Source organism: Methanobrevibacter sp., from assembly GCF_045114555.1.
GTDB lineage: Archaea > Methanobacteriota > Methanobacteria > Methanobacteriales > Methanobacteriaceae > Methanobrevibacter.
This window is the reverse complement of the sequence record NZ_JBGUKT010000007.1, coordinates 14,782-29,245: the sequence shown is the minus strand read 5'-3', so window position 1 is coordinate 29,245 and position 14,464 is coordinate 14,782. Positions and strand designations below refer to the sequence as shown.

Sequence of the window (14,464 nt, the reverse complement as noted above, 5' to 3'; positions counted from 1 at the left end):
GTGCAGGGGACGGGAATCGAACCCGCGAAGGGACTAACCCACTAGGCCCTCAACCTAGCGCCTTTGACCGCTCGACCACCCCTGCATTAAAAATAGAATAAAATTAACCATATTAATAATACAGTACTATATAATATATTTATTATCTTATTTAAATCTTACTACAAAATAAAAGAAAAAATAAGATTTTAGTTAATATAATATTATATTAACCTCCATAGGTTCACCATTAGCCAAATCCTTAATCAAATCCCTATTTAAATCAATAGCTGCCTTATTAGATTTAATCATTAATGTTCTAGAGCATACAAAAGTGCTTTTTCTGCAAACGATGTCTGTTGGATGGGATAAACTTAAATCATGATGCCCAAAACCTCCTATAGTATCAGAAGCATTAGGAGTCTTTAATTCAACAATCACTTTTGTATCATCATTAGCAAGCTTCTCCTTGAATTCATTGGGAAAATCTTCCATTGACTTGTCAATATCCAATCCGATAATGCAATCTCCAGCTAAACTAAGATCCTTATCCTTTGTTATTTCAAAAGTGGATTTGTGCAAAGACAATACATTTTCATGCCCCTTTGCAATTATCTTAAAATTCATATTAAGAATTATGCAAATTATTTTATAAAAATATTTTTAAAAAACCTATGCCAAATAAATATATAATTAAAATAAATAAAAAATTGAATTTTTTATATTGACATAAAAAGGAGTTTCTAAATGATATTGAACACTGGTTTAAGAACAGATATCCCTGGATTTTTCAGCGAGTGGTTCTATAATAGGATAGATGATGGATTCGTTTATGTGAGGAATCCCTATGCAAAGAACCAAATCTATTCATATAAATTAGACCCTGAATTTATAGATTGCATAATCTTCTGCACAAAAAATCCAAGGCCGATGCTTGAGAATCTTGAAAAGATAGACAAGTTCAATCAGTATTGGCAAATAACAATAACCCCTTATGAAAAGGAGGTAGAGCCTAATGTTCCACCAGTGGATAATGTTTTGGAAAGCTTCAAATATCTTTCAAATAGATTAGGAAAGGAAAATGTAACATTAAGATATGACCCTATTTTCATCAATGAAAAATACACTCTAGAAACTCACATAGAATCCTTTGAATACATAGCTGATTCATTATCTGCTTATACAACTGAAGCAATCATAAGCTTTATTGACTTATATGAAAAAACAAAACGCAATTTTCCTAAAACCAAAGAAGTAAATAAAGATGAAAGATTGATGATAGGAAAAGAATTTGCTCGAATAGGAAAGAAAAATAATATACTTATTAAAACATGCGTTGAAGGAACTGAATTAGACAAATTCGGCATAGACTCAAGCGGTTGCATGACAAAGGAAGTAATTGAAAGGGCAATAAATAAAAATCTGAATATTCCTAAACAAAAGGCAAGAAAAGGACAGTGCTATTGCCTCTTGAATAATGATATTGGTGAATACAACACATGCCCTCATGGATGCCTATACTGTTATGCCAATTCAAATAAGAAATTGGTTAATAGGAATTTGAAACTTCATAACCCTAAATCTCCGATTTTAATAGGAGGAATAAATGAAGAGGACATAATTATCGAAAGAAAACAGGAAAGCTGTATCTCAAATGAAAAGACCAAGCAAACTAGATTATTTTAAATTAAAAAATGGAAAAAAGGGAAAGATATCATGAATAAATACATTGCATATTGCGGATTGGATTGTGAGACCTGTGAAGCTCGCATAGCAACAGTGAATGATGACAATGAATTACGCGAGGAAGTTGCAAAACTTTGGAGTAAACTAAATGGTGTAGAAATAAGCCCAGAAATGATCAATTGTGTAGGATGCAGAATTGATGGAGTGAAAACTCCATTCTGTGATTCAATTTGTCCTATAAGACAATGCGCTTCAGCAAGAAAATATGAAACATGCTCTGATTGCGTGGAACTTGATGAATGTGAAAAAGTTAGAATGATTCATGAAAACAATAGTGATGCATTAAAAAATTTAAAAAACCTAAAATAGATTAACATTTACACATAATAATTTATGCACAAAATCATTCCATTAATTTAATAAAAATTACGATTAATTAAATTATAAATAGATTCAAAAGTTGTTAAATTATGAAAGGTACATACTGTTTAATCATATCTCTGAAAAAAAATGAGAAACTTGACATAGGGCATCTACATCAAGACTATAAATTTAAGAAAGGATACTATGTTTACATAGGTTCGGCAATGAATTCACTTGTGGCAAGAATAAACAGGCATTTGTCTGATGATAAGAAACTTCATTGGCATATTGATTACCTATTGAAAAATGAACACAGTGAAATAAGGGATGTCCTCTTTACTGTTTCAGATAAGAAGATTGAATGTGATCTTGCATCAACAATAGCTGAAAATGGTGAGGAAGTCCCTAAATTCGGATGTTCCGATTGCAATTGCAATTCCCATTTAATTTACTTTAAAAGAAAAATAGATGCCATGAATTCTGTAAAAAGCGCATATGATAATTTAGACATGAAATATCATAATTTAAACTATTTTAAGAAAGAGTTAATTAAAAATAAGAATTAAAAATTAGTTAAAAATTAGTTAAAAATAAAAAAACAAAATAAAATTAATAAATTAAAAAAAATAAAAAAAGAAAAAAGGGTTATTTAATTATACTTCAGAGTATAATAACCCAATTGCTCTGTTATAGAAGAAGATTGCGTAAACTCCAAATATACCGAGCAAGAGCCCACCAATAATATTATGGTAATTATAAATTAATGCACATATAAATGCAATGATAAATCCAATGATAAATACTGCAATAACAGTTATGAGAACTTTTAACATACCTACTTTAGATATATCACCAATTGCTTCACCAATAGATAAAGCTTCTCCTAAACTATCATATTTAGCTAATCTACAAACTGCCATGAATTGAGCAAATGCAAATACAATGTACATAATAGCTACAATGATGAGAGTTAAAATACCTTTACCTAAGAGAGTGAATAATAACCATGCAACAATTGCTGGGATAATATAGTAAACAAAAGAAACAACAATTAATTTAATTGCATTTAAAACTTGTCTTACAATGTCAATACCTGGACCATCGTCTCTTCTTTCGATACCATATTTTACAATATCTAAACCATATCCGGAAATTAATAATGAACCAATGATCATTACCAATATTCCAATAAATCCAAATCCACCAGCAGCAACAACATTATTGCCGGATACTTGTGTAGCCATAGCAATAAGGCTTGCTCCGCCTAAAATTCCAGTAATAGCACCAATAATCACATAAAGGATTAAAGATTTTACATTATTTAACGGATATACTAACGCATCTCCAATAATTTCAGTTATTTCCATATTTTACACCTAAATTTAATAATATCTTTAAAAATAATATATTTAAGACATTGTTATCTTTTATAAGTAATACTATTTAAATATAAAGAATAAACCAGGAAAAGTTACTTAATAAAGTATTACTAATATGACTTTGTATAAAAAATTATTTGATTTAGATATTTCAGTTCATTCAATTTCAATGAAATTCATAAAATAACAATTAATCATAATCTTAAAAAATATTAAAAAATTAATTTTGAAATAAAAAAATCTGACAAAATAATAAAAAAGTAATAAAAAATAATTTAAAAAAAGAATTAATTAAAAAAATTTAAAAATAATAATTATTTAAAAAATAATTAATTAAAAAATAATTTAAAATTAAAAAGCAAAAAATAAAAAAAAGAGTAAGCCATTAATCCAAGAATGACTTAAAGAAATTTTCAAAATCCTCATCTTCCATTGGTTCGGGAGTTGAGAAATTATCATTGATGAAAATATCGCTTGCTAATTTCCTATAAGCTTCTGCCTCATTTGAATCAGGCGCATATTCCACCACTGTTTTTGCATCCAATTCACTTCTTTGAATCAAATTGCTTCTTCCTATAACTCCAATAACTTGAGTGTTGATTTTTTCTGCAAAGGAGCTTACAATCTCCTCTTCATTTTCGATTCCTTTGCAATTGCAAATGATTCCTCCAAGATTTCCCTTTAGCTTCTTGATTCCTTTGGAAATGTTGTTTGCAGCATATAATGACATGTATTCACCAGAGGATACAATGAATACCTCATCAGCATAATCCTCTCTAAGAGGAACGGAAAATCCACCGCAGACCACATCACCTAAAACATCATAAAGAATCACATCAAAATCCTCATCAAAGGCCTTGAGATTCTCTAAACGTTTCATTGCAACGATAACTCCACGTCCTGCACAGCCCACTCCAGGTTCAGGACCTCCACTTTCAACACACTTGATTTGATTGAATCCTTCAAAGACCAAATCAGAAAGCTCTGGTGCTTTATTATCTTTCAATGTGTTTACAATTGTAGGTATCCTTTTACCGCATAAGGTTCTTGTAGTGTCAGATTTAGGATCACAACCTATTACCATAACCTTTTTATCATCTTCACTATAAGCTGCTGCAATATTAGCTACTGTGGTACTTTTTCCAATACCACCTTTTCCATAAATAGCTATTTTCTTCTGTCTTTTCATCTTTACACCAATAGTTTTAAAATAATCAGTAAATTAATAAGCATAATTTTTCTCTTGGAATCATTTTTTTAAAATCATTCATTTATTCTCGAGGGATTAACTTATAAACAAAATCGCTTTCTCTTAATTTCTCATCAATTGCTATTGCTACATTTGAACCTTTTTCTGCTTTTTCAATAGCTTTCCCATCAATTTGCATAGAGTCGATTACATGGGTAATGGAACCTGTAGTTGGCCCTTGAACCATAATCTCATCACCAATAGCCAAATCATCCCATATCTTTAGCTCTGCAACCCTAATCTTATTATAATAATTCACTACCTTTCCAATATCCTTTTTAATGAATTTTGATTGGTTGTTTTCACTGATTTCATAAGGAACATCAAAGTAAAATCCAGTATCGTAACCTCTATTGAATACCCTCATAAGCTCTTCCATCCATTTAGGATCATATTGATAATTTTCTGGGTCTTCTTGATACAAGTCAATGGCTTCCCTATAAACCTTAACTGCAGTTGCAACATAATCGGGAGATCTTGCCCTTCCTTCAATCTTAAATGAATCGATTCCAGCATCAATGAGTTCTGGAATATGTTCTATCAATGCCATATCCTTTGGAGAGAAGAAGTTTGTCCTATATGAATCATCATAGGAATTGGATATTATGAATGACTCATCATCACATTCTGAGAAATTTATGACATCATCATTCTCATCTTCCTCAAAAATCAATTTCCATTCCTTTCTGCATGGCTGGAGACAATCTCCACAATTAGCGCTTCTGCCATACAATCCATAGCTCAAGAAGCATCTACCGGATATTGCCATGCACATTGCACCATGAATGAATACCTCCGTTTCAATGGAGGAATTGCTTTCTTTAAGTTTCTTAACAATCTCACTTATCTCACCTAAAGACAATTCCCTTGATAATATGGCTCTTTTAACACCTAATTTCTCCAGTGTCTTCAATGCATAAAAATTAGTTGTGTTTTCCTGAACGCTCATATGGGCTTCAAGGCCATTTTCAATTGCCAAATCTATTAATGAAATGTCTGATAGAATGATTCCATCTGCACCATACTCCTTGATATAGGGTAATTGTTCCTTTAGCATTTCAATGTCTTTGTCTTTCATTATGGTATTTGTGCAGACATATAGCTTCGCCCCATACTTCCTTGTCATTTCACTTGCCTTTTTAATGTCTTCAAGGGAAAAATTACTTGCATTAAGTCTCATATTCATATCTTCAAGGCCAATATAAACAGCATCTGCACCATTTTTCAGTGCACTAGTCAATGAAATAAAATTTCCTGCAGGAGCTAACAATTCAACCATAAAAACAACTCATTAATAATCAAACAAACTTCATAAAAATTAAATAAAAATAAAAAATATAAAAATAGAATTTAAAAAATAAAAAAAGATGAAAATTTATTCATCTTCTTCAGCTGCATCCATTAAAGGTTGATAATAATCATAGTAAGATTCCGCTTCCAAATCCTCTGGAATCTCAGTAGGATAGTCTTCATTGATACAGCCTAAGCATAAATTGTCCCCATCAATGCCAATAGCTTCGATAAGAGATTCAATGCTGATATAACCTAAAGTTTCTGCACCTAACTGTTTTCTGATATCATCAATTTCCAAATTAGCTGCAATCAATTCCTCTTTAGTAGCAAGAGCTACACCGTAGAAACATGGTGCAATTACAGGAGGACATCCAATCAACATATGGACCTCCTTAGCGCCTGCTGCCTTAAGGATTCTTACTAAGGACTCGGAAGTTGTACCTCTAACGATACTGTCATCGATTACAACAACACTTTTTCCTTCAAGTTCATGTCTTAATGGGTTTAATTTAAGTCTTACAGCAATTTCACGCTCTTCTTGTGTTGGCATAATAAAAGTTCTTCCAACATACCTGTTCTTGATTAAACCTTCACCGTATGGAATTCCTGAAGCCCTTGCATATCCAATAGCTGCAGGGATTGATGAATCCGGAACAGGCAATACCAAATCTGCATCAATAGGGTATTCCTTATACAATGCTTCACCGATTCTAAGTCTTGTATTGTATACGCTTCTCTCATCGATTACACTATCAGGACGGGCAAAGTAAACATATTCAAACATGCAATGTGCCCTTTTGGAACCTTTTGCAGATGGCAAGATATAGGAGTTTACCTTATTGTCCTTAAAGTAGATCAATTCACCTGGCTCCAAATCACGGATAAGCCTTGCATCAATAACATCAAAAGCAACAGTTTCAGATGCAACAACGAAATGGTCATCTGTTTCACCTAAGACTAAAGGTTTCATAGCCATAGGATCCCTTAAGACATACAATTCATCATTGATTAGAATAACCAAGGAATATGAACCTATTAACTTTTGAGAAACTGCATCGATTACCTTAAGGAAGTCCTTCTCAGTCTTAGCCTCTTCCTTAATCAAGTAACAAACAACTTCAGAATCAGTGTCAGATTTGAATTCATAACCTTTCTTAATCAATTCCTCTCTTAAGGAACCTGAATTTACAATATCACCATTATGTGCCATAGCGATGAATCCATCATCCAATTCAGTGAAGAATGGCTGTGAATTTTCTATTTTAGACTGACCTGTAGTAGAATATCTTACATGTCCAATACCTACATTACCCGCTAAACTTTTGATTAAAGCATTGTTGAAAACATCAGTTACCAGACCCATTCCACAATAAAAATTCAGACCATAATTGATGTTATGAGTAGCTATACCTGCAGATTCCTGTCCTCTATGCTGTAAAGCATATAAACCATAATAAATCAAGTGAGAAACATCCTTAAGATTGTCCTTAGAATGTATTCCTACAATACCACACTTATCTTTCAATATTTAATCTCCTTACCCTATTAAGACATAAAATTTTTAATAATTTTAAATCATGAATATAATATTTTCACAATAATTTTACTTAAAAAAATATTATATAATTATTTATAAATTTTCTAATATTTATAATAAATCTTTTTGAAAAAAATTTAGTAAAAAAGTAATAAATAATTATAAAAAAATTATTAAAAAATAGATAGGAAATTTATTGAAATTCTTTAAAAAAATAAGATAAAAAAATACTAAAAATAGTAAAAAAATAAGATAATAGTTAAAAAAAGAAAATTAAAATAACCGATTATTTAACCCCAAAGGTTTGAAAAAGCATTGTAGATTTCTTCTTCATCATCATCTACATTATCTTCATCATCATAATCATAATCTTCTTCTCTGTTGCTATAACTTGGATTTTCACTTGAGTCTTCCTCTTCATCCTCAATTGACTTTAAAGACTTGAGATTGAAAACATTTATGTCTTCCCTTTTGGACTCATCAATGAAAGCATTAGTGAATAAATCATCATCAATTATGGAATCACTAGAATCATTTTCTATATTAGAATTTCCTTCGAATCTTTCATTATAGATAAATCCATCATCCTTTGGAGTGTTGAAAATGTCATTCTCATCTATTGTCTCAAATCCTGATGTAGATATTGAAGAGCTTGCTCCAAACTCATCAATGTCATCAAACTTGAAATTGCTTTTGAAATTATTGTAATCCAAATCCTGCTTATTTGTATCAGACAGGATAAATGCAGTCTTAATAATCTTCAACCAATCTAATGCATCTTCCTTAGACTCTGCACAAATGGCTCCTTGACCTATCATAAGGTTTTTAGGACGGAAATTGTCTGTGCTGATTAAAATGAACTTATAAACATCCTGAGACAAGTATTCTCCAAAGAGATCATACCACAATTCATTTAATGAATAGACTTCCAATGAGTTCTTGCTATGGATTCCTTCAAATCTTGATTTCAAATCTGAAAAGTCTGACTTGATTTGATCCAATTGCCTTTGAAGCACTTTCACTTCTTCTGAAAGCTTTTCATTTTTCTCTCTAATTGCTTTGGATTCCTTGACTAAAAGTTCGTTTTCCTTAGTTATCTTATCATATTTCAATGATTCCTCTTCGAAATCCTTTTTAAGTTCAGAATACTTTCTTTTTGAATCATTGATTGAAGATAGATTGGAAATGCTGTATAATCCTCCTCGAATGATTGAATTTGCTATTTCATCCTCCATGAGATTATCATCATAATCATCATAATCATAGCCATTCAATTCATCAAGTGAAGGAAGTTTCAAGTATTCAATGTAATTAAACTCATTCTTCAATGATTTCTTGAAGTTTTGATATAATCTATGGCTTTCTGCATTGTTTTCAGATGCGATTAAAATCAAATCTGCACCAATTACAGTATTTTTAGCTATTTCAATGTCTTTTGTTGGAATTATGGAAGAGATATTCACATTAAAATTAGATAAGTCAAAATTGCTTACAGCCTTGGAAAGGAATTCCAAATAATCCAAATTGGTTAGGATTATCCTAACATCAACCAATTCCCCTGCATTTAATTCATTTGAGTAAGTATCTCCAAAATCGTTAAATCCATAATCGTTTTCTTCAAAATTATCCATTTTAACACTCCTCTTTTAAAAGAAAATCTCTAAATCTAACTATTGTTTTCCAAATCACAATTCTTAAACATGAATCTTCTTATGCCAATTCCAAGCAGATTCCACAATGTCCTCCAATTCTGTAACTTGAGGTTTCCATCCCAATATCTCTTCTGCCTTTTTGGAATCAGCTATTAGGATATCAGGATCACCTGGACGTCTTCCTTCAATCTTTACATCAAAGTCAATTCCAGTGACCTTTTTGCAAGTGTCAACAACTTCCTTAACAGAAAATCCATTGCCATTTCCCAAATTGAAAATATTGCTGTCATTGAAAGGTTCCTCCAAATACTGCAATGCTTTCAAATGGGCATCAGCCAAGTCATTTACATGAATATAATCCCTGATGCAAGTGCCATCAGGAGTGCTGTAATCATCACCAAAAATTGAAATGCTGTCTCTTCTTCCAAGAGCTGCATCCAATACCAAAGGAATTAGATGGGATTCTGGGTTATGGTCTTCACCAATCTCACAATCCAAGTCTGCACCTGCTGCATTGAAATATCTTAGTGAAACATATTTCAAGCCACCAAAATCAGACTCATCCTTCAAGAGGTTTTCAACCATTAGTTTTGATTCTCCATAAGGGTTGATTGGCTTCAATTCACTATCCTCATTGATAGGAATGGATTTTGGAATGCCATATAATGCAGCTGTTGATGAAAAGATAAATTTTCTCACTCTGAATTCCTTCATGATCTTAAGCAAATTCAAGGTGTTTTCATAATTGTTCTTGAAATACTTTTCAGGTTCCTCAACAGACTCTGCAACAGATGAAAAGGCTGCAAAGTGCATTACTGCCTCAATATCATTGTCTTGAAAGATTTCCCTTACTTTCTCACTGTCGCTTAAATCTGCATTTACAAACTCTCCCCATTTAACTGCAGACTTATGGCCTTTGGATAGGTTATCCAAAACTATTGTTTCATAACCTGAATTATTAAGCAATTTATTGACATGGGAGCCTATATATCCTGCTCCACCAGTAATTAATATCATATTATCACAAATAGCTAATTATTGATTAATAAAATACTTTCCATTTCTAAATTCGAAAAATATTTGATTTTTATTCTATGTTTAAAATATATATTAATATTTACTTTATTTTAATGAATATATAACTTTTTACATAAATTAAGTTAAAATAAAGGAAAATTAATTGAAAAAAAGTGAAATAAATAATTAAAATTAACTAAAAGAATATTAAAAAAAGAAAAAAAGAAAATTAGTAAATTATTATAAGAATAATTTACGTAATTTTAAAGCTGCACTTGGTTGCACTTTAATTAATGCTTTTACAAGTTCAGTGGTTCCAAGAGTTTCAAATTCAATGTCTTGGAAAGCTTTTGCAATGCTGTTTAAGTCATCATCATTTAAAGACCATAAGTAATCACAAGCTTTGCTGTATTTGTCCATATCATGACCCATAGCTTCATCAACTAATTCAGCATACTTTTTAAGGAATTCTTTGGAGCAGTCTCCTGCTGCAATAGCTTCAGCAGCGGTTTGTCCTGCTAATTTACCACCAGTAATACCACTGGTGATTCCTCCACCGGTTAATGGGTTAACTTGACTTGCTGCATCTCCACAAAGCAAGATGTTGTCATTGTACATTTCCTTTACAAGACCACCAACAGGATCTCCACCTACATTCAATTCTACAGGTTGAGCATCCTTAAGTGCGTAACAGTTGTTTACAGCATCAACTAAGTATTCGTAAGCGGATTTTTCAGCCATTTCAGGAATGATAGCAAGTCCTGCATTTACGATATCGTCACCTTTAGGGAATAACCAGAAGTAACCACCAGGTGCTACGCTACCGAAGTAAAACTCAAGCACATCGTTTCTTTCCATTTTAGCATTACACATTTCAAACTGTACACCAGCTTCCATGTGTTTAGGTTTGGTGATAGCCTTTAATCCAGCCCATTTAGCTACGTGGGATTCAGGACCGTCTGCACCGATAATGATTTTAGCATTAATGTCGAAAACTTCACCCATGCATTCACAGGTTACTGTGTAGGATCCGTCTTCCTCTTTCTTAAGACCTTTTGCTTGGGTTTTGATTCTGATTTCTGCTCCGGCTCTACCAGCTTCCATAGCCAAATGCTTATCGAAGACTTTTCTTTCCAAGATGTAACCCGCTTCAGGCAATTCAACTACATCGTTAGTTAACCAAACGTCAGTTCCATCTGGAGCGATTAATCTGATACCTTCGATTTCTTGGGTGATCCAATGAGGGTCAGCTTCAAGCTCTAAGATTTCAAAGGTTCTTTTGGAAACACCTTCTGCACATCTTTTAGGAGCACCGATTTCAGATTTCTTATCCATGAGAATTACTTTTGCTCCACCTTTTGCAGCAAATCTAGCTGCAGTGGAACCAGCAGGTCCAGCACCAATAACTAATACATCAGTTTTAATCATAATAATCAATCCTCGCTTATTCCTCTTCCATTTCCAATGCCGCTAAAGGACAAGCATCTACACAAATTCCACAGTTATTACAGTTATCATCAAAAACTAAAGCAGTTTCCTTTACTTCTATGCAGTTTCTTACACAGACACCTGCGCAACAACCGCAGTAAGAACACCAATCTTTTACAATCATAATTAAGTCTCCCTAATAGTTTCAAATTTATTTAAATTATTTTAATATAATTAATATAAAATCATCAATTTATTTTAAAATATTTTAAAACCTAAAAAACAATAAAAAATAAATAGTTTTAGAATATTTTAGAATAAATAGTCTTAATACATAACATAAAAATATATATTTTTTATTATATATAATCTTTAGGTTAAAAAAAGGAAAAATAATGAAGAAATTAGGAAAAATAGAATTAAAAATTAATAAAAATAGAAAATAAACTATAAAAAGTTAATAAAATTAATAAAATAAAATGGAAAAAAGAATTAAAAAATTGCCATTAAAAATAAAAAAATAAAAAAATAAAAAAATAAAAAATTCCAAATTAGATCATGTTTGGAACTCTAAGTGAAGTAGGCAATGGCTTGATCTTTGCAGGTGTACCAATAGCCAAGTAATAAGGAGGTACACTACGGGTCACTACAGCACCAGCAGCTACAATAGCTCCTTCACCAACTTCAATATTGGATAGGAATGTTGTATTTCCACCAACGGAACATCCTTTTCTAAGTTGAGGTCCTTTCAAATCATATTCAACTCTGACAGGATATCTGTCATTGGTAAAGCAGGCACATGGTCCAATGAACACATTGTCCTCAATGATACTGTTTCTTGGAATGTATACATTTGATTGGATGCTTACATTGTTTCCAATCTCACATCCACCTTCAATTACAGTGTTTGTACCTATCAATACATCATTACCGATTGTAGTATGATCTCTTACAACAACATTATGTCCAGTTTTAAAATCATCACCAATGATTACATCATTATAGATTACAGTGTTAGACCTTAGCAAGATGTTTTTACCTAAAACAGGGTCTTTACTAAATCTTTTATAATTAACTCCTAATTTGATTCCTTCCCTGATTAGTCTAGGGTCTTTAGAGTCACTATTGTTTCCACGCAAATTTAAAAAACTAGGCATAATATCACCTCTTTTAGAAAGTTCAATGAACTTAAAATTTTTACAATGCTAATATATTCAAATAATAGTATGTTTAATAAAGTATAAAAATATAATGATTTAAATTGAATATTTTTTAAAAAATTATAGATTCAATTCCCTTAGTTTCTTATCCAGTTCCTCTTCACTAAGCTCATCTTCCTCTTCAAGTTCCATTTCCTCATCCAGGATTTCATCTTCACCAGAGGCGATCTGTTGAGCTCTCATATCTTCCTCTTCAAGATATTTTTCCTTATTCTCTTCCCAATCTGCCTTGATTTCTGCAATCAAGTCATCATCAGCTTCAATGGCAGGTCCAGTGTATGAACAATCCTTACATTCCCATTTTGACCAAACCTGGGGAATGATCCAATCTATATTAGTAGAACCGCAACGTGGACAAATAGTTCTTTTCATATTTTCACCTTAATAAAAATTATCATAATTATGAAAATTAAAAATTAAGTTTATTTCAAATTATTAGTCAGTCTTATAAAAACTCCAAATCAAGTCCAATGCCTCACCAGGTTCAAGTACACCTGATCGGGTTTCCCTTAAAATTCTTTGAATTGAGTACCTTTTCATATGCGGAAACTTCTTATGAACTTCATACAACAAAGGACATCCGAATCCTTTAAACTTAATTAAATTATAATGGCTAGTCAATGATTTGTTCTCTAATTTTGATACGGATAATGAAGCAGGTAAGTTGAGTCTAATAACTTTATGATTATTAACTTCTTTATCTACACTTGATTCATTTTCACTGTTTTCATTAATTTTTACTTCATTTTCATCAAAATTACAAATTTGTTCGGTTATGCACTGACTTCCAGTTGCCAACATATCTCCGAAAATCACAATAGGAATATCATTCTCTAAAGCATATTTGTATAAAGTGTCTTCAATGATTTTTGAACATCTTCCACATGGGTGGAATCTTCCTGTGAATGACTCTTCAATAAGTTCATCATAATCCACTTGAATGTATTCATGAGTAACATCCAATTCACTTACCAACTTGTCAATATTATGCTTGAATTGCTTTGGAAGAACAATTGTTCCGGGATCAACTGTAATCGCTATTGGATTGAATCCCAATTTTTTAGCCAAAATGAGTGAAAAGCTGCTGTCAGTACCGCCAGACAATGCCACAATAGCTGCTGGCTTTTCGGCTTCAAAATATCCATAAGGGCTTTCATCCAAATCCTTGAAATACTTGTAGAAATTAAATGAATATAAATTATCCAATTTTATCTTTAGAATGTCAATTAGATTGTTCAATGCTATGAATGCGCCATAATCCAAATTATCCTTGTTTTCGGTTACAAAGGAATTCAGCTTATTCAATGAAAGTTCCATCCTGTACTCCTTTTGAAGGAAATCAGAATAGCTTTCAACATGAATGCTCGCTATTTCAAGCTCTTCTCTAAGTCTTCCAATAACCCATCCTCCTTTACCGATAATGGCTGATTTGTCTGGACGGTCATTGGTAATTATCCACATTTCGTTAGTGTACTTGTCATATAGAACTTCCTTAATGTCTATACTGACTTCCTCATGACCTATTTCCTTTCTAATCCTATTGATATGATTTAGAAGAGCATTTACATCATATACCATATTTCCACCATTTAGAAACAAAAATATTTTAAATCTTAGCAATTCATTTAGCATTAAAGATAAAATTTTAACAATAGTTATAA

The 14,464-nt window shown here is 31.7% G+C and carries 15 protein-coding genes and 1 tRNA gene; 3 read left to right on the top strand and 13 right to left on the bottom strand.

Going from position 1 to position 14,464, the window contains the following annotated elements; all coding sequences use genetic code 11:
• Position 1: 1 nt before the first annotated feature.
• Positions 2-85, bottom strand: a tRNA-Leu gene (locus ACJMLB_RS01120).
• Between the two features lie 107 nt (positions 86-192).
• Positions 193-606: a DUF371 domain-containing protein gene (locus ACJMLB_RS01115; RefSeq protein ID WP_405322982.1), complete on the bottom strand. Its 414-nt coding sequence runs from the start codon at positions 604-606 to the stop codon at positions 193-195.
• Between the two features lie 120 nt (positions 607-726).
• On the opposite strand from ACJMLB_RS01115, the gene ACJMLB_RS01110 reads away from it, so the two are divergent.
• The 3 genes from ACJMLB_RS01110 (at position 727) to ACJMLB_RS01100 (ending at position 2,594) form a co-directional block, all read left to right on the top strand.
• The gene (locus tag ACJMLB_RS01110) at positions 727-1,665 is read left to right on the top strand and encodes a DUF1848 domain-containing protein (RefSeq protein WP_405322980.1); all 939 of its coding nucleotides are present in this window, start codon (positions 727-729) and stop codon (positions 1,663-1,665) included.
• A gap of 30 nt (positions 1,666-1,695) precedes the next feature.
• A complete protein-coding gene (locus ACJMLB_RS01105) occupies positions 1,696-2,034 on the top strand; it encodes a DUF3795 domain-containing protein (protein ID WP_296869238.1) in 339 nt (112 codons plus the stop codon).
• Between the two features lie 101 nt (positions 2,035-2,135).
• Positions 2,136-2,594 (top strand): DUF123 domain-containing protein, encoded by a 459-nt coding sequence (locus ACJMLB_RS01100; protein ID WP_296869237.1) that lies wholly within the window; start codon positions 2,136-2,138, stop codon positions 2,592-2,594.
• A gap of 87 nt (positions 2,595-2,681) precedes the next feature.
• On the opposite strand, the gene ACJMLB_RS01095 is transcribed toward ACJMLB_RS01100, so the two are convergent.
• From ACJMLB_RS01095 to ACJMLB_RS01045, 11 genes are all read right to left on the bottom strand, one after another.
• A complete protein-coding gene (locus ACJMLB_RS01095) occupies positions 2,682-3,395 on the bottom strand; it encodes a DUF4013 domain-containing protein (protein ID WP_405322977.1) in 714 nt (237 codons plus the stop codon).
• A 397-nt stretch (positions 3,396-3,792) separates the two neighbouring features.
• Positions 3,793-4,596: a Ni-sirohydrochlorin a,c-diamide reductive cyclase ATP-dependent reductase subunit gene (gene cfbC / locus ACJMLB_RS01090; protein ID WP_405322975.1), complete on the bottom strand. Its 804-nt coding sequence runs from the start codon at positions 4,594-4,596 to the stop codon at positions 3,793-3,795.
• Between the two features lie 82 nt (positions 4,597-4,678).
• Entirely contained in the window at positions 4,679-5,935 is a 1,257-nt protein-coding gene (locus ACJMLB_RS01085) for a peptidase U32 family protein (RefSeq protein WP_405322973.1), read from the bottom strand.
• 96 nt (positions 5,936-6,031) lie between these two features.
• Positions 6,032-7,474 (bottom strand): amidophosphoribosyltransferase, encoded by a 1,443-nt coding sequence (gene purF, locus ACJMLB_RS01080; RefSeq protein ID WP_405322971.1) that lies wholly within the window; start codon positions 7,472-7,474, stop codon positions 6,032-6,034.
• 302 nt (positions 7,475-7,776) lie between these two features.
• Complete coding sequence (locus tag ACJMLB_RS01075; protein ID WP_405322969.1) at positions 7,777-9,117, bottom strand: hypothetical protein; 1,341 nt, start codon at positions 9,115-9,117, stop codon at positions 7,777-7,779.
• Positions 9,118-9,180: 63 nt separating this feature from the next.
• The gene (gene galE, locus ACJMLB_RS01070) at positions 9,181-10,155 is read right to left on the bottom strand and encodes a UDP-glucose 4-epimerase GalE (RefSeq protein ID WP_405322967.1); all 975 of its coding nucleotides are present in this window, start codon (positions 10,153-10,155) and stop codon (positions 9,181-9,183) included.
• A 240-nt stretch (positions 10,156-10,395) separates the two neighbouring features.
• Positions 10,396-11,583, bottom strand: a complete 1,188-nt coding sequence (locus tag ACJMLB_RS01065; RefSeq protein ID WP_405322965.1) for an NAD(P)/FAD-dependent oxidoreductase — start codon at positions 11,581-11,583, stop codon at positions 10,396-10,398.
• A 16-nt stretch (positions 11,584-11,599) separates the two neighbouring features.
• Positions 11,600-11,767: a 4Fe-4S binding protein gene (locus tag ACJMLB_RS01060; RefSeq protein WP_292776291.1), complete on the bottom strand. Its 168-nt coding sequence runs from the start codon at positions 11,765-11,767 to the stop codon at positions 11,600-11,602.
• A gap of 367 nt (positions 11,768-12,134) precedes the next feature.
• A complete protein-coding gene (locus ACJMLB_RS01055) occupies positions 12,135-12,740 on the bottom strand; it encodes an acyltransferase (RefSeq protein ID WP_296869232.1) in 606 nt (201 codons plus the stop codon).
• 123 nt (positions 12,741-12,863) lie between these two features.
• Positions 12,864-13,175, bottom strand: a complete 312-nt coding sequence (locus tag ACJMLB_RS01050) for a hypothetical protein (RefSeq protein ID WP_405322962.1) — start codon at positions 13,173-13,175, stop codon at positions 12,864-12,866.
• 63 nt (positions 13,176-13,238) lie between these two features.
• Positions 13,239-14,381: an ATPase gene (locus ACJMLB_RS01045; protein ID WP_405322960.1), complete on the bottom strand. Its 1,143-nt coding sequence runs from the start codon at positions 14,379-14,381 to the stop codon at positions 13,239-13,241.
• Positions 14,382-14,464 lie beyond the last annotated feature (83 nt).